The sequence below is a fragment of the Rhodoferax sp. GW821-FHT10B06 genome, from assembly GCF_059415605.1.
The window spans coordinates 190,379-206,579 of sequence record NZ_JBWKNO010000008.1 but is presented as its reverse complement, the minus strand read 5'-3'; the positions used below and the strand labels follow the sequence as shown (position 1 = coordinate 206,579).

15 protein-coding genes and 2 riboswitches are annotated in these 16,201 nt (G+C 59.9%); of the genes, 10 read left to right on the top strand and 5 right to left on the bottom strand.

Annotated elements, in window-relative coordinates; translation table 11 throughout:
* Positions 1 to 1,278: an amidohydrolase family protein gene (locus AC07O2_RS14750; RefSeq protein WP_495076494.1), complete on the top strand. Its 1,278-nt coding sequence runs from the start codon at positions 1 to 3 to the stop codon at positions 1,276 to 1,278.
* A gap of 66 nt (positions 1,279 to 1,344) precedes the next feature.
* On the opposite strand, the gene AC07O2_RS14745 is transcribed toward AC07O2_RS14750, so the two are convergent.
* Positions 1,345 to 2,208 (bottom strand): HDOD domain-containing protein, encoded by an 864-nt coding sequence (locus AC07O2_RS14745; protein WP_495076493.1) that lies wholly within the window; start codon positions 2,206 to 2,208, stop codon positions 1,345 to 1,347.
* 47 nt (positions 2,209 to 2,255) lie between these two features.
* Positions 2,256 to 2,355: riboswitch (glycine riboswitch) on the top strand.
* 9 nt (positions 2,356 to 2,364) lie between these two features.
* Positions 2,365 to 2,488, top strand: a riboswitch (glycine riboswitch).
* A 51-nt stretch (positions 2,489 to 2,539) separates the two neighbouring features.
* Here AC07O2_RS14745 and gcvT point away from each other — a divergent pair.
* The 9 genes from gcvT (at position 2,540) to AC07O2_RS14700 (ending at position 12,527) form a co-directional block, all read left to right on the top strand.
* Positions 2,540 to 3,664: a glycine cleavage system aminomethyltransferase GcvT gene (gcvT, locus tag AC07O2_RS14740; protein WP_495076492.1), complete on the top strand. Its 1,125-nt coding sequence runs from the start codon at positions 2,540 to 2,542 to the stop codon at positions 3,662 to 3,664.
* A gap of 25 nt (positions 3,665 to 3,689) precedes the next feature.
* Complete coding sequence (gene gcvH, locus AC07O2_RS14735) at positions 3,690 to 4,061, top strand: glycine cleavage system protein GcvH (RefSeq protein ID WP_495076491.1); 372 nt, start codon at positions 3,690 to 3,692, stop codon at positions 4,059 to 4,061.
* Positions 4,062 to 4,080: 19 nt separating this feature from the next.
* On the top strand, positions 4,081 to 6,963 hold the full coding sequence (gcvP, locus tag AC07O2_RS14730) for an aminomethyl-transferring glycine dehydrogenase (protein WP_495076490.1): 2,883 nt from the start codon (positions 4,081 to 4,083) through the stop codon (positions 6,961 to 6,963).
* A 46-nt stretch (positions 6,964 to 7,009) separates the two neighbouring features.
* A complete protein-coding gene (locus AC07O2_RS14725) occupies positions 7,010 to 7,624 on the top strand; it encodes a YitT family protein (protein ID WP_495076489.1) in 615 nt (204 codons plus the stop codon).
* Positions 7,625 to 7,923: 299 nt separating this feature from the next.
* Positions 7,924 to 9,000: a dTDP-glucose 4,6-dehydratase gene (rfbB, locus tag AC07O2_RS14720; protein WP_495076488.1), complete on the top strand. Its 1,077-nt coding sequence runs from the start codon at positions 7,924 to 7,926 to the stop codon at positions 8,998 to 9,000.
* On the top strand, positions 8,997 to 9,905 hold the full coding sequence (gene rfbD, locus AC07O2_RS14715; RefSeq protein WP_495076487.1) for a dTDP-4-dehydrorhamnose reductase: 909 nt from the start codon (positions 8,997 to 8,999) through the stop codon (positions 9,903 to 9,905). The genes rfbB and rfbD overlap by 4 nt, the downstream gene beginning before the upstream one ends.
* A gap of 2 nt (positions 9,906 to 9,907) precedes the next feature.
* Positions 9,908 to 10,825 carry a glucose-1-phosphate thymidylyltransferase RfbA gene (gene rfbA / locus AC07O2_RS14710; RefSeq protein WP_495076547.1) on the top strand — a complete coding sequence of 306 codons (918 nt, stop codon included), beginning with the start codon at positions 9,908 to 9,910 and terminating at the stop codon, positions 10,823 to 10,825.
* Positions 10,825 to 11,373: a dTDP-4-dehydrorhamnose 3,5-epimerase gene (gene rfbC, locus AC07O2_RS14705; RefSeq protein WP_495076546.1), complete on the top strand. Its 549-nt coding sequence runs from the start codon at positions 10,825 to 10,827 to the stop codon at positions 11,371 to 11,373. Before rfbA ends, rfbC begins: the two co-directional genes overlap by 1 nt.
* 62 nt (positions 11,374 to 11,435) lie before the next feature.
* Entirely contained in the window at positions 11,436 to 12,527 is a 1,092-nt protein-coding gene (locus AC07O2_RS14700; RefSeq protein ID WP_495076545.1) for a nucleotidyltransferase family protein, read from the top strand.
* 67 nt (positions 12,528 to 12,594) lie between these two features.
* Here the strand turns inward: AC07O2_RS14700 and AC07O2_RS14695 are convergent, their stop codons facing one another.
* From AC07O2_RS14695 to AC07O2_RS14680, 4 genes are all read right to left on the bottom strand, one after another.
* Positions 12,595 to 13,728 carry a branched-chain amino acid ABC transporter substrate-binding protein gene (locus AC07O2_RS14695; protein ID WP_495076486.1) on the bottom strand — a complete coding sequence of 378 codons (1,134 nt, stop codon included), beginning with the start codon at positions 13,726 to 13,728 and terminating at the stop codon, positions 12,595 to 12,597.
* 159 nt (positions 13,729 to 13,887) lie between these two features.
* Positions 13,888 to 14,205, bottom strand: coding sequence for a hypothetical protein (locus tag AC07O2_RS14690; protein ID WP_495076485.1), 318 nt, complete (start codon positions 14,203 to 14,205; stop codon positions 13,888 to 13,890).
* The gene (locus AC07O2_RS14685; protein WP_495076484.1) at positions 14,205 to 14,639 is read right to left on the bottom strand and encodes a DNA polymerase III subunit chi; all 435 of its coding nucleotides are present in this window, start codon (positions 14,637 to 14,639) and stop codon (positions 14,205 to 14,207) included. Before AC07O2_RS14685 ends, AC07O2_RS14690 begins: the two co-directional genes overlap by 1 nt.
* Before the next feature lie 12 nt (positions 14,640 to 14,651).
* Positions 14,652 to 16,184, bottom strand: coding sequence for a leucyl aminopeptidase (locus AC07O2_RS14680; protein ID WP_495076483.1), 1,533 nt, complete (start codon positions 16,182 to 16,184; stop codon positions 14,652 to 14,654).
* Positions 16,185 to 16,201: the final 17 nt, after the last annotated feature.

Below are 16,201 nucleotides of genomic sequence, written 5' to 3'. Positions count from 1 at the left end.
ATGCTGGATTTACTCGTCACCCACGCCACCCTGCCCGACGGCCGCAGCGGCATGTCCATCGCGGTACAGGGCGGCAAGATTGTGGAAGTCAGCCCCGGCCTGCAGGCCCCCGCACAGCAAACCGTGGATGCCCAGGGCCTGCTGGTCAGCCCACCGTTTGTGGACGCGCATTTCCACATGGACGCCACCCTGAGCTACGGCCAGCCCCGCGTCAACCAAAGCGGCACCTTGCTGGAAGGCATCGCCCTGTGGGGCGAGCTCAAACCCCATCTCACGCAAGAGGCTTTGGTGGACCGCGCCATGGCCTACTGCGACTGGGCCGTGGGCCACGGCCTGCTGGCCATCCGCAGCCATGTGGACATCTGCGACCCGCGCCTGCTGGCCGTGGAAGCCCTGCTGGAGGTGAAACGCCGCGTCGCCCCCTACCTGGACCTGCAGCTGGTGGCCTTCCCACAAGACGGCGTGCTGCGCGACCCGAACGGCATGGACAAACTCAAGCGCGCGCTGCAGATGGGCGTGGACGTGGTCGGCGGCATTCCCCACTTCGAGCGGAGCATGGCCGACGGCGCGCTCAGCGTCAAGCTGCTGTGCGAGCTGGCCGCAGAACAGGGCAAGCTGGTCGACATGCATTGCGACGAGTCAGACGACCCACTGTCGCGCCACATCGAAACCCTGACCTATGAGACCAACCGCCTGGGCCTGCACGGCCGCGTCACAGGCTCGCACCTGACCTCCATGCACAGCATGGACAACTACTATGTGTCAAAGCTGTTGCCGCTGATGGCCGAAGCGCAAATGAACGTCATCAGCAACCCGCTGATCAACATCACCCTGCAGGGCCGGCACGACACCTACCCCAAGCGCCGTGGCATGACCCGCGTGCCCGAGATGCTGGCCCAGGGCCTGACCGTGGCCTTCGGCCAGGACTGCGCCATGGACCCCTGGTACAGCCTGGGCAGCGGCGACATGCTGGAAGTCGCCAGCATGGGCCTGCACGTGGCGCAGATGACCAGCCAGGCCGCGATGCGCCAGTGCTTCCAGGCCGTCACAGCCAACCCGGCGAAAATCCTGCAACTCGATGGCTATGGCCTGGAGGCCGGCTGCAACGCCGACTTTGTGCTGCTGCAGGCGCAAGACCCGATAGAGGCGATTCGCCTGCGCGCCACCCGCCTGCAGGTCTACCGTCGGGGCCAGCTGCTGGCCCAGACGCCGGCCACCACCGCCCGCCTGCACCTGCCCGGCCGGCCCAGCCAAACCGACTGGATGCTGCGTCCATAAACTTATGCGAAACAGGCCTCTTGCGCAGGTAATACCTGCGCAAGCAGCTATTAACTTGATAGCAAACTAGGCCAGGTTTTCAAACACCGGGTGGAGATCGTCCGCCCAGTGTTGCAGCTCGGCCTGGTCGATATGCAGGTGCGACATGCAGGCCGAGCCATGGCGGGCCCATTCGTCCGACTCGCGCGTGCCCTCATGCAGGGCCACCAGGTGCTCGGCCAGCAGCAGCATGGCCACCAGATAGCGCACCTCGGGCGGGACGCTGGCCACCGGCAGAATGTCGAAGTCGTGGTGCAGGCGCACGGCGGCCGTCACCAGGGGCGGCAGCTTCCAGGTCTTGGCCACCAGCGCGCCCACCACGGCGTGGTCGGTCTTGTGGGCGGCGTTCTCGGTTGCCACAAAGCTGCGGTCCTGCCGCGCCAGGGCCTCGGCCAGGGTGCCGGCATAGCCCTTCAGGCCCTGCAACATCACCGGTATGCCCACATGGCAGAACAGGCCGCAGGTCTGCGCCACGTCGGCGTCCACGCCGTACAGATGGCGAGCGATGTAGGCCATGGCCAGGGATCGGCGGGTCGAGGTTTCCCAGAAATGCTCCAGCAAGGCCGCATCCACGCGGATCGCATGCCGGGTGAAGAAGCCGGTCAGCACGCCCACCGTCTGCTTCACGCCCAGCATGGCGATGGCCTCGCCAACGGTACGGGCCGGGCGCGAGCGGGCAAACAGCGGGCTGTTCGAATAACGTATCAGCGCCGCCGCCATGGCCACGTCCTGGCTGGCAATGCGGGCGATGGCGGCGGGGTCGGGGTCGCCGCCCCGCACTTCGCCCTGCAGCTCCAGCAAGAGCTGGGGGCACGGCGGGATCACGATATCCCGCACGGCGCCCTTGGCCTTGGCGGTTTCCAGTTCTCGGTCTATGTCTGCCAGCTGCATCGCGCCCCCTTAGTCCACGGAATTATGCCGACTTGCGCTTGGGTAGAATCCCCCCGTCAGGAGAGAGTTTTCACCCGAAAACCGCCGAAGGCGCAGGGCCCCGCTACGTGGGCCTGAACGCTCAGGCAAAAGGACTGACAAGCGTTTCTCATCAAACGTCACCCCACTGGAGAGAAGTCCGCCCCGAGCGGACTCACCGAAGGCGCAACCCGCAGTCGGCCTGCACCACCGCAAGGCCGGCCCGGCGAATCGCTCAGGTAAAGCGGACAGCGGGGACCACACATGGCCGTCAAAGGCCATGATCCGATTGTGTGTCCCCGAAAGAACCGCCATGGCCGATTTGTTACTCACTCCCCTCAACGCGCTGCATCTGGAGCTCGGCGCCCGTATGGTGCCCTTCGCTGGCTACAGCATGCCGGTGCAGTACCCGGCCGGCCTGATGGCCGAACACCACCACACGCGTAACGCCGCCGGCCTGTTCGACGTATCCCACATGGGCCAGTTACGCCTGGTCGGCCCCGATGCCGCTGCGGCCTTTGAAACCCTGGTGCCAGTCGACGTGATCGACCTGCCCGTAGGCAAGCAGCGCTACGGCCTGCTGCTGAACGACGAGGGCGGCATCCGCGACGACCTGATGTTTTTCAAGCAGGCGGAAGATGACATCTTCGTCGTCGTCAACGGTGCCTGCAAAGCAGCGGACATTGCCCACATCCAGGCCCGGATCAGCCTGCATTGCGAAGTCATCCCCATGCCGGAAATGGCGCTGCTGGCGCTGCAAGGCCCCAAGGCTGTAGACGCGCTGTCGCGCCTGGCGCCCGGCGTGGAAAAGCTGGTGTTCATGACCGGCGGCCATTTCATTGTTTCCGGCATCCCCTGCTTCTTGACCCGCAGTGGCTATACCGGCGAAGACGGTTTTGAAATTTCGGTACACCAAGACCAGGCCGAGGCACTGGCCCGCGCTCTGCTGGCCCAGCCCGAAGTCCAACCCATAGGCCTGGGCGCACGCAACTCGCTGCGCCTGGAAGCTGGCCTGTGCCTGTATGGCAACGACCTGGACACCAGCACCACCCCCATCGAAGCCGGCCTGAACTGGGCCCTGCAAAAAGTACGCCGCGCTGGTGGCGCGCGTGAAGGCGGCTTCCCAGGCGCTAGCAAAATACTAGCGCAACTCGCAAGTAAACCGGGCGCTACAACCAAGAAACGTGTGGGACTGGTGGCACTGGAGCGCGTCCCGGTGCGTGAACACACAGCCTTGCAGGACACCGCAGGCAACGTGATTGGCGAAGTCACCAGCGGCTTGCTTGGCCCCACGGTAGACAAGCCGATTGCGATGGCCTACGTGGCGCCAGAATTTGCCGCCATCGGCACCCATATCAACGCCATCGTGCGAGGCAAAATCGTGCCGATGGAAGTCACGTCCATGCCCTTCACCCCGAACAATTACTTTCGCGGTTAATTCAACTTTTTACAGGAGCACCCCCATGAGCATCAAGTACACCGAAGACCACGAATGGCTGAACATCGAGGGCGACACCGCCACCGTCGGCATCACGCACCACGCGCAAGACGCATTGGGTGACGTAGTGTTCGTCGACCTGCCCGCCGTCGGCGCAAGCTTCGCGCAAAAAGACGTGGCCGGCGTGGTCGAGTCCGTGAAGGCCGCCGCCGATGTGTACATGCCTGTCTCCGGCGAGATCACCGAGGTCAACGAAGCCCTGCGCGCCGACCCCGCCCTGGCCAACACCGACCCGTTGGGCGCCGGCTGGTTCTTCAAGGTCAAGCTGTCGGATGCATCGCAAGTCGCCGCCCTGCTGGACGAAACCGCCTACAACGCATTTAGCCAAAACGCCTAACCCTCCCTAGACCTGCCCCATGACGACCTCCCTGCACGAACTAGAAAACGCCAGCGAATTCATCGCCCGCCACATCGGCATCGACGCTGCTGATGAAACCCTGATGCTGGAAGTGATTGGCTCCAGTTCGCGCCGGGATCTGATTGACGGCATCGTGCCGCGCTCCATCGCGCGCAGCACGCCAATGGATCTGCCAGCGCCCGTGACCGAGGCGGCAGCACTGGCCGAGCTGAAGGCCATTGCCGCCAAGAACCAGGTCTTCAAAAGCTTCATCGGCCAGGGCTACTACGGCACCCACACGCCAGGCGTGATCCAGCGCAACATCCTGGAGAACCCCGCCTGGTACACCGCCTACACGCCCTACCAGGCCGAGATTTCGCAAGGCCGCATGGAGGCGCTGGTCAACTTCCAAACCATGGTCTGCGACCTGACCGGTATGCCGATTGCCAACGCGTCCATGCTGGACGAGGCCACCGCCGCCGCCGAGGCCATGGCCCTGGCCAAGCGCAGCGCCAAAAGCAAGAGCAATGTGTTCATCGTAGCGGGTGACTGCCATCCGCAAACCATCGAAGTCATCCAGACCCGCGCCAAGCCGCTGGGTATCGAAGTCAAGGTCAGCACCGCCGTCATCACCCTGCCCCAATTGATGGCCAGCGGTGACTTCTTCGGAGTGCTGGCCCAGTACCCGGCCACCAACGGCATGGTGCACGACCTGCGCCCCCTGGTGGGCGTGGCCCATGCCAGCGGCGCAGCGGTCTGCGTGGCAGCCGACCTGCTGGCCCTGACCCTGCTGGTGCCCCCCGGTGAGTGGGACGCCGACATCGTCATTGGCAGTACCCAGCGTTTTGGTGTGGCCATGGGCAACGGCGGCCCGCACGCCGCCTACATGGCCTGCCGCGACGCGTTCAAGCGCTCGCTGCCCGGCCGCCTGGTGGGCGTCAGCGTGGATGCACACGGCAACCCGGCCTACCGCCTGGCGCTGCAAACCCGCGAGCAACACATCCGCCGCGAAAAAGCCACCTCCAACATCTGTACCGCACAGGTGCTGCCGGCTGTGCTGGCCAGCATGTACGCGGTGTACCACGGCCCGCAAGGCCTGACCCGTATCGCCGAGCGCGTGGCCCGCTTGACTGCCATCCTGGCGCGCGGCCTGCAGCAAATGGGCTACGCGGTAACCAACGAATACGCCTTCGACTCAATCACCGTCAAAACCGGTGACGCTACTAATTTAATAGCTAGCCGCGCACAGCAATCCTGCGCCAACCTGCGTTTTCGCTTGAAAACCCATTTGGGCATCTCGCTGGACGAAACCACCACCCGTGGCGATATCGAAATGCTGTGGTCCTTCTTCGTCAAACCCGGCGAACCCATGCCGCGCCTGAGCGAGCTGGAAAACAGCGTGGAGGTGATGATCCCCGAAGCCCTGCGCCGCAGCAGCGCCTTCCTGACACACCCGGTGTTCAACACCCACCACAGTGAAACCGGCATGCTGCGCTACATCCGCGCGCTTAGCGACAAGGACTTGGCGCTGGACCGCAGCATGATCCCGCTGGGCAGTTGCACCATGAAGCTCAATGCCACCAGCGAGATGATGCCCGTGACCTGGCCCGAGTTCGCCAACATCCATCCCTTCAGCCCGCCCGAGCAGCGCCTGGGTTATGCCGAGCTGAACAGCCAGCTCTGCGCCTGGCTCAGCCAGGCCACCGGCTACGCAGGCATCAGCCTGCAACCGAATGCCGGCAGCCAGGGCGAATACGCCGGCCTGCTGGCCATCAAGGCCTATTTCGATGCGCACGGCCAAAGCCAGCGCAATATCTGCCTGATCCCGTCCAGCGCCCACGGCACCAACCCTGCCAGCGCCCAGATGGCCGGCCTGACCGTGGTCGTTACCGCCTGTGATGCGAATGGCAACGTGGACATGGCCGATCTGCAGGCCAAATGCGAGCAGCACAGCAGCCATCTGGCGGCGGTGATGATCACCTACCCCAGCACGCACGGCGTGTTCGAAACCCAGGTGAAAGAACTCTGCGCCCTGGTGCACAGCCACGGCGGTCGCGTCTATGTGGACGGTGCGAATATGAACGCCCTGGTCGGCGTGGCTGCGCCTGGCGAATTCGGCGGCGACGTCAGCCATCTGAACCTGCACAAGACCTTCTGCATCCCGCACGGCGGCGGTGGCCCCGGTGTTGGCCCGGTTTGCGTGGTCGAAGATCTGATCCCCTACCTGCCCGGCCACGCCACTGCGGGCGACAACAACCACGGCATCGGCGCCATTAGCGCGGCGCCCTTGGGCAATGCATCCGTGTTGCCCATCAGCTGGATGTACTGCCGCATGATGGGCGCCGAGGGCCTACAACACGCTACCGAAGCCGCCATCCTGGCCGCCAACTACGTCAGCACCAAGCTGCAGGCGCACTACCCCACTCTGTACGCCAGCGCCAACGGCCATGTGGCGCACGAATGCATCCTGGACCTGCGCCCCATCAAGGACAGCTGCGGTATTACCGCCGAAGACGTGGCCAAGCGCCTGGCCGACTACGGCTTCCACGCCCCCACGCTCAGCTTCCCCGTGCCCGGCACGCTGATGGTGGAGCCCACCGAGAGCGAAACCCTGGCCGAGCTGGACCGCTTCATCTTTGCCATGGTCGCCATCCGCGAGGAGATCCGCCAGGTCGAAGCCGGCACCTGGCCGCGCGATAACAACCCTCTGGTACACGCGCCCCATACCGCCTCCAGCCTGCTAGCCGCAGAGTGGGACCGTCCTTATGCGCGCGAAATCGGCGCCTTCCCGCTGGCATCGCTGAAGCAGGCCAAGTACTGGCCGCCCGTAGGCCGGGTGGACAACGTGTATGGCGATCGCAACCTGTTCTGCAGCTGCGTGCCGGTAGCGGACTACGCCTGAAATCCGCGAAGGCATGCGCGGCACAGATCCTGCTGAGGGTAGGGACATGAATACCCCTGCCCCGCCCGTCCACATCCACACACCGTTTGAAGATGCGCAAGCCATCTTCACCGGCACCCTGTTTGTGTCTCTGGCATTGATATTGTTTGCCCAGGTCGGGCTGCTCACCGGCGGCACGGCTGGGGCGGCCTTTCTGTTGCACTACGCCACTGGCGTCACCCTGGGCAAGCTGTTCTTTCTGATCAATCTGCCGTTCTACTGGTTTGCCTGGACGCGCATGGGTCGCGAATTTACCTTCAAGACCTTCATCGCCATCAGCCTGCTATCGGCCATGGTGGAATGGTCGCCCAGCCTATTCGCGATAGACAGACTGCACCCGGCCTACGCCGCGGTGCTGGGCGGCTTGCTACTCGGTTCAGGCTGCCTATTCCTGGCCCGCCACCGCGCCAGCCTGGGCGGCGCCACCATCGTCACCCTGTACCTCCAAAAAACCTACGGCTGGCGCGCCGGCAAGGTACAGATGGGCATAGATTGCGCCATCGTCCTGCTGGCTCTCACCGCCATAGAACCCGCCCGCGTGGCCTACTCGGTGCTGGCAGCGGTGGTCATGAACCTGTTCATCTGGGTGAACCACCGACCTGGGCGGTACGCGGTGTTGTAACCAAGTTGTGCTTACATCCGCATAGCACGTCGCCGCTATCACCCGCTGCTTACAACCTGTATCAGCTTTGTGGACGTCTTCGCTAGACCTGCAACGGAATTGAGCGAAGATATTACCTCTATGCATAAAGCGGCAGATTGGCAGATAACATAGGTGCCCCAGCGTTTGAATGGAGGAATACAGCGGCAATGCCGCCCCTCATCCAATCGATGAAAACAAATAATTTATTCAAATAAACTGAAATAAATTACAATTTAAAACAAACAACAGTCCCAGCATATTACATATTTAAGTTAACAATGACAATTATCGTAACAGGTGGCGCAGGTTTTATAGGCAGTAATTTTGTTTTAAGTTGGTTGGAGAACCATAACGGAACCATTATCAACCTAGACAAACTAACTTATGCCGGAAATTTACAAAATCTAGCCCCCGCGGCCGACAACAGCCATCACATTTTTGTACAAGGCGACATTGGCGACAAAGATTTAGTCGGCCAATTACTTGAAAAATACAGGCCACGTGCAGTTTTAAATTTTGCAGCAGAAAGCCATGTAGACCGCTCAATATCTGGCCCAGAAGCATTCATAGAAACAAATATTGTAGGCACTTTTAATTTACTTGAATCCATTCGCTCCTACTGGGGAAAAATGGAAGCAAAGGAAAAATCAGCTTTCCGATTGCTGCATGTATCTACTGACGAGGTTTATGGTTCCTTGGGCAAGACCGATCCCGCATTTACCGAAAAAAATGCTTACGAACCGAATAGCCCCTACTCTGCATCCAAGGCTGCGAGTGACCATCTTGTACGGGCCTATCACCACACGTATGGACTGCCGGTGTTGACCACCAACTGCTCCAATAACTATGGGCCGCTGCACTTTCCGGAGAAGCTGATACCGCTGATGATCGTCAATGCCCAAGCAGGCAAGCCGCTGCCAATATATGGCGATGGCCAACAGATCCGCGACTGGCTGTATGTACGCGACCACTGCAGTGCGATCCGCCGTGTGTTGGAAGCAGGCCAGTTGGGGGAAACCTACAACATCGGTGGCTGGAACGAGAAGCCCAATATCGATATCGTGCATACGGTGTGTGCATTGCTGGATGAACTCAAGCCGCGTGCAGACGGCCAGTCATACAAGCAGCAAATTACCTATGTAACGGACCGCCCCGGCCATGATCGGCGCTATGCGATTGACGCGCGCAAGATTGAGCAGCAACTGGGCTGGAAGCCCGCCGAAACTTTTGAAACCGGTATCCGCAAAACCATACAGTGGTATCTGGATAACCCAGAATGGGTGGCCAATGTGCAGAGCGGCGGCTACCGTGACTGGGTCAGCCAGCAGTACGGTGGTGCGGTAGCCGCAGCATGAAGATATTGCTTTTGGGGCGCAATGGCCAGGTGGGTTGGGAACTGCAACGCAGCCTGGCACCATTGGGGGAGTTGATTGCCCTGGGATCTGATGCATCGCTAAATCCGGGCAATCTGTGCGGTGATTTCACCAATTTGGTAGGCTTGGCCGAAACGGTGCGCCAGGTGCGACCGCAGGTGATCATCAATGCCAGCGCCTACACTGCCGTGGATAAAGCGGAAGCCGAGCCAGACGTAGCTCGCACCGTGAATGCGTTGGCACCCGGCGTACTGGCAACCGAGGCCACGGCCCTGGACGCCTGGCTGGTGCACTACTCCACCGACTACGTATTTGACGGCAGCGGGAACGCACCATGGCACGAAGCAGACGCCACCGGTCCATTGGGCATCTACGGCCAGACCAAGCTCGAAGGTGAACAGGCCGTGGCCACTTGCCCTCGGCATTTGATCTTCCGGACCAGCTGGGTTTACGCGGCACGGGGCGGCAATTTCGCCAAGACCATGCTGCGGCTGGCGGCAGAACGCGATACGCTGAACGTCATTGACGACCAAATAGGAGCCCCCACATCAGCGGAGCTGTTGGCAGATGTAACAGCCCATGCGTTGATAGCCGCAATACGCAAGCCAGAACTGGCCGGCTTGTACCACTGCGTGGCGGGCGGAGAAACCAGCTGGAATGGGTATGCCCGATTTGTTTTAGGACAAGCCCTTGCATTGGGCTGGGAACTCAAAGCCGGGCCTGAGCAGGTAAGTTCAACCTCTACGGCCAACTACCCTACACCTGCGCAACGCCCACTGAACTCGCGCCTGAGCACAAGCAAGCTGCAAAACACCTTTGGGCTGACGCTGCCCTATTGGGAAACACAAGTGGCACGCATGCTGCAAGAGATTACAGGAAAAAACTGAACATGACGGCAACCCAACATCCAGCAACAAGCAATATCGTGCGTCGTAAAGGCATTATCCTGGCCGGTGGCTCCGGCACACGCCTGTATCCAGCAACCCAGGCTGTCAGTAAGCAGTTGCTACCTATTTACGACAAACCCATGATCTATTACCCGCTCAGCACACTATTGCTGGCGGGCATACGTGAAGTACTGGTGATCTCCACTCCACAGGACACACCACGCTTCATACAATTACTGGGCGACGGCAGCCAATGGGGCATTCAACTGACTTACGCCGTACAACCCTCGCCCGACGGTCTGGCACAGGCCTTTCTGATTGGTGAGAAGTTCTTGGACGGTGCCCCAAGTGCACTGGTGTTGGGTGACAATATTTTCTACGGCCATGACTTCGCAGGCTTGCTGCACAAGGCCAACCAGCAAGCCCATGGTGCAACTGTGTTCGCGTATGCGGTGCAAGACCCTGAACGCTATGGCGTGGTGGAATTTGACGCAAATGGCCGGGCCATCAGCCTGGAGGAAAAGCCCAAGAGTCCCAAGTCACGGTATGCGGTGACCGGTCTGTATTTCTACGATAGCCAGGTCGTTGATTTGGCCAAAAGCGTTAAGCCATCAGCCCGTGGCGAGCTGGAAATCACTGACTTGAACCGCCTCTATCTGGAACAAGGCACTCTGGATGTGCAAACCATGGGCCGTGGCTATGCATGGCTGGACACGGGCACGCACGAGTCCATGCTGGAAGCCAGCCAATATATTTACACAATCGAAAATCGCCAGGGCTTGAAAGTGGCAGCTCCAGAGGAAATTGCTTGGCGGCAAGGCTGGATTGATAGCGAACAATTGCAAAAACTCGCGCAGCCTTTGGCCAAATCGGGCTATGGCCAATACCTGATGCGTCTGTTAAAGGAAAAGGTGTTTTGATGAAAGTCACATCGTGCACCATTCCCGATGTGCTATTAATAGAGCCCCGCGTATTCGGTGATGACCGAGGCTTTTTCTATGAAAGCTTCAACCAACGTGAGCTCAACCAAGCCACTGGCTTGAACCTGCAGTTTGTGCAGGACAACCACTCCAAGTCGGCAAGAAATGTGTTGCGGGGCCTGCATTACCAAGTGCAGAAGCCCCAGGGCAAACTGGTACGTGTAGTAGCGGGTGAAGTATTTGACGTGGCAGTGGATATCCGGCGCAACTCACCTACTTTTGGCCAATGGGTAGGCGCACTTTTGTCTGCGCAAAACCACCGCCAACTGTGGGTGCCGCCGGGTTTGGCCCACGGCTTTCTGGTGCTTTCCGATACTGCTGAGTTTTTGTACAAAACCACCGATTACTACGCGCCAGAACATGAGCGCTGCATTGCATGGAACGACTCTACGCTGGCGATTGACTGGCCAATAGCATCCGATGGCCCAATACTGTCAACGAAAGATGCAAACGGTGCAGCCTTCCTGGAAGCAGATCTTGGCAACTAACACAACCCTTCACTGCATTTCAGATTTCAATACCAATCCAAGGAGTAAGCATGGCTAAAGGAATGATTTTGGCGGCTGGTCAGGGTACACGCGTGCGTCCCTTGACCAAGAATATGCCCAAACCAATGGTGCCCATTCTGGGCAAGCCGGTAATGGAGTACCTGATCGAACACCTGGCCAATTACGGCATCAAGGAGATCATGGTCAATGTGGCATATAACCACTACAAGATCGAGCAGTATTTCGGCGATGGCCACCGCTGGGGCGTTCAAATCGGCTATGCCTACGAAGGCGTGCGCGAACATGGCGATGTAATACCCAAGCCTTTTGGTTCGGCTGGCGGCATGCGCCGCATCCAGGACTTCAGTGGTTTCTTTGATGAACCCACGCTGGTGCTGTGTGGCGACGCTTTGATCGACCTGGACATTGGCGCTGCACTGCACGAACACAAGTCCAAGGGCGCCATTGCCAGTGTGGTAACGCTGGATGTGCCGCGCACCGAAGTGTCCAACTATGGCATTGTCGTGGCCAACAACGAAGGACAAATCCAGTCCTTCCAGGAAAAGCCGTCTCCCGAAGAGGCACAGTCCACATTGGCCAGCACGGGTATCTACATTTTTGAACCAGAAGCCATTGACCTGATTCCACCCAACAAGGTGTATGACATTGGTTCAGAGCTGTTTCCACAATTGGTTGAAAAGAAGCTTCCCTTTTACGCGCAGAAGCGCTTCTTCAACTGGATCGACATTGGCCGGGTCAGCGACTACTGGTCGGTACTGCAACGGGTGTTGCGCGGCGAAGTCGCGCAAATGAACATTCCAGGGCGCGAGGTCAAACCGGGTATCTGGGTGGGCCTCAATACCTCGATTGCCTGGGACCAGTGCAACATCCAGGGACCTGTTTACCTGGGTTCCAGCGTGAAAGTGGAGCCTGGTGCCACCATCATCGGCCCATGCTGGATCGGGCACGGTAGCCATATCCGTTCAGGTGCCAAAGTGACGCGCAGCATTCTGTTCGAATACACCCGTATTGCGGCCGATATGCACTTCAACGAAATGATCGTGTCGCCCAACTACTGCGTCGACCGCAATGGCGAGACAATGTACCGCGGTGACGAGTTAGCCCAACTGCGCTGGGGCGACGCCCGGGCCTGAGGCTGGCTTTGATTGCAACATAAAAAAGCCACCTCGCGGTGGCTTTTTTACGGACGCATGAACTGGATTAGTTCAAAGCAGTCTTCTTGCCGTCTTTGTAGACGGACAGGGTGATAGCGGGGTTCTTCAACTCGCCATTGGGCTCAAAAGCGATGGTGGTGGTCACGCCCTTGTAGTTGGTCTTGATCAGCTCAGGGGTGTACACCTTGGGATCGGTGGAGTTGGCACGCTTCATAGCGTCTACCAGCACCATGGTGGCGTCATAGGTGTAAGGGCTGTAGATCTGGAATTGACCTGGGTACTTGGCGTCGTAACGCTTCTTCCAGGCTTCGCCGCCAGGCATCTTGGCCAAGGAGGCGCCGCCTTCAGCACACACCACATTGTCCAGCGTCTTGGCACCAGCAGCCAGCTTGGCCACTTCGTTAGTGCACAGGCCGTCACCACCGAAGTACTTGACGTTGGTCATGCCCAGTTGTTCCATCTGGCGCAGCATAGGGCCAGCCTGGGGATCCATACCGCCGTAGAAAATAGCGTCAGGAGCTTTGGACTTGATGGACGTCAGGATCGCCATGAAGTCAGTGGCTTTGTCGGTGGTGAACTGTTCGTCCACCACGGTCATGCCCTTGGCAATAGCGGTCTTCTTGAACACTTCGGCAACGCCTTGGCCGTAAGCGGTACGGTCATCCACGATGGCAACCTTCTTCAGCTTGAGCGCGTCCACAGCGTAGAAAGCCAGCCCAGCACCCAGCGAGTTGTCGTTGGCGATGATGCGGTAGGTGGTCTTGTAGCCAGGCTTAGTCAGGTTGGGGTTGGTTGCAGCGCCCGTGATGTGGGGAATGCCGCAGTCGTTGTAGACCTTGGAAGCTGGGATGGTGGTGCCGGAGTTCAAGTGACCGACCACACCGTTGACCTTAGCATCGCACAGTTTTTGTGCAACGGCAGCGCCCTGCTTAGGATCTGCAGCGTCGTCTTCAGCGACCAGTTCAAATTTGATCTTCTTGCCACCGATCACGACATTTTGCGTGTTCAGGTCGTCCACGGCCATGCGTGCGCCATTTTCGTTGTCTTTGCCGTAGTGGGCCTGCGCACCCGATGTGGGCGCAACGTGACCAATCTTCACGACCTGCACGTCTTGTGCAGAGGCAAGACCTGCCACGGCAGCGATAGCAGCAGCGACAGTCAATTTCAACTTCATTTGCATAAAAACTCCGATATTGGATTGGCTAGAAAACAAATAACTCTGTGAGTTACAAAACGTCACGAGCGGCAGAATAGCGCAATTTCCGGGCCTGACGCATAGTGAAAACCTTGGACTAGCCACTAATATCCCATTAATTCAACTGATACAAGGATTGACGTTTTAAGGACCATGGCGTGTGGCCAGCTCGTCGGCCACCGCATCCGACACGGACTGGCGCACAACGAATTCGATTTCCTCCCGCAGGCGCGGTACCAACGCCTGGGTCTGCTGCAGCACCATGGCCGCTACTGCTTCGGTCAGCCGGCGCTCCAAAGACAAATCGATGCGTTGCATGACCCGATGGATGATCTGGTCTTCCAGGGCCTCATGGTTCGCCATACCCGTCACCGCACTGGACGCCTGCGGCGCCACCGGCTGCACCACTTCGGTGAGTGTGGGCACGAAGCGCGGTGGCTGGCGGGGTGGCGAGGAAGTCATCAGGCGGACTCTTTCAGTTCAAGATCTTTGCGTTGGATCGCATAGCCACGAGAGGCATAGTGTTTCCAGCGCTGGCGGGCCAAGCCACGGTCGTCCTCGTCCAGAGAGACGACTTCGATCAGTCGCTCAAAACGCTCAAACCCTGGCGGCACAGCATCCCCCAGCTGCAGCAGGACTTGCTGGTGCGGGGCCTCCAGCACCGACTCCAGCAGCAGCACAGGGGATGCCGACAATAAGGCTGCATCGGCACCATCCAGCGCGTGGGCCACAAAGTCCGTGCTGGAGAAGGTCCACAAAGCCTGATCGAGCTGGCGCAGCACGTCGATAGGCCCGGTCACCACGACCCGCGCGCCGCTGCGCGTCGCCTTGCGCAACAGCCTGCAGGCATACGCCTGCTTGTCGGGCGCATTGAAATGGAACTCCACCTCGGTCATGCAGCGGCCAACTTATTTCACCAGCCGTTTACGCGGTGCTGCAGATGCTGCTGCGGCTTTACGCGAAACTATCTTTTTTGTAGCAGCTGGCGCAGGTGCTACCTGCGCAGAAGGCTGATTCAGCACATAGTCCAGCAGTAGCCCCACCGGACGCCCGGTGGCGCCTTTGGCTGCGCCACTCTTCCAGGCCGTGCCGGCAATATCCAGATGGGCCCAGGGCATTTTGGCGGTGAACTTCTGCAAGAACTTGGCAGCCGTGATGGCGCCGCCCGCACGGCCTGCAACATTGGCCATATCGGCAAAATTAGACTTCAGGCCTTCGGCATATTCATCGTCCAGCGGCAGACGCCAGCAGGGGTCGAGCGCGGACTCGCCAGCTGCCTGCAAAGCAGCTGCCAAGCCGTCGTCGCTGGCAAACATACCGCTACGCACGCCACCCAGGGCGATCACGCAAGCACCGGTCAGCGTGGCGATATCGATGATGGCGCGGGGTTTGAAACGCTCTGCATAGGTCAGCGCATCGCACAGCACCAGACGGCCTTCCGCATCGGTATTCAGGTTTTCAATGGTCTGGCCGCTCATGCTGGTCACCACGTCACCCGGCTTCACTGCACCACCATCGGGCATGTTCTCGCAGGCGGGGATCAAACCCACCACATTGGTCGCCGGCTTGAGCTCTGCCAGGGCACGGAACACACCCAGCACACTGGCCGCGCCGCACATGTCGAACTTCATCTCGTCCATCTCAGCCGAAGGCTTGATGGAAATGCCGCCGGTATCAAAGGTAATACCCTTACCCACTAAAACGGTGGGTGCCACGGTTTTGGCTGCACCGTTGTAGTGCAGCACAATGAAGCGAAGTGGCTCTTTGGAGCCTTGCGCCACCGACATAAACGAGCCCATGCCCAGCTGCGCCACTTCTTTGGGGCCTAGCACCTCGCAGCGGATCTTGGGGAAGCGGGCCAAGGTCTTGGCAGCATTACCCAACAGCGTGGGCGTGGCATGGTTGGCCGGGCGATTCGCCCATTCCTTGGCCATCTCCACCCCGGCCACCGTGGCTGCACCCAGCGCCAGCTCGGCCTTGGCGGCTGCCGCATCGGGGGCACACAGCCACACCTGGGCCAACGCGCGACCTTCGGGCTTGGACTTGGTGGTGGTGTACGCATAGGTGCCATCGGCCACGGCCTGCACCACGGCACGCACGGCTTTTTGCGCCGGCGCACCAGCAAAGCTGATGAGCAATTTGCGCAGCGTCGGGCCTTTCAAGGCCGCTACGGCCGCCGCCACAGCCTGGCGCGTCTGGCGGGCAGAGCCGTCACCCGCACCGACCAGCAGCACCCGCGTGGCGGTGGCCGCCGCAGGCCGGTACATCTGCAGCAACTTGCCCGGCTTGCTGTCCAGATCCCCGCTTTTACGGGCCTGCTCTACAAGCTGAGACAATGCATCTTTGCCGGGCTGGAAGGCTTCCGACACCAGCACCACCAGGGCGTCGCACTTTTCTTTGGCGCAAGCCGCCAGGTCCAGGGATTTCAGTTCAAAGTTCATAATCCAGTCTTTTGGTT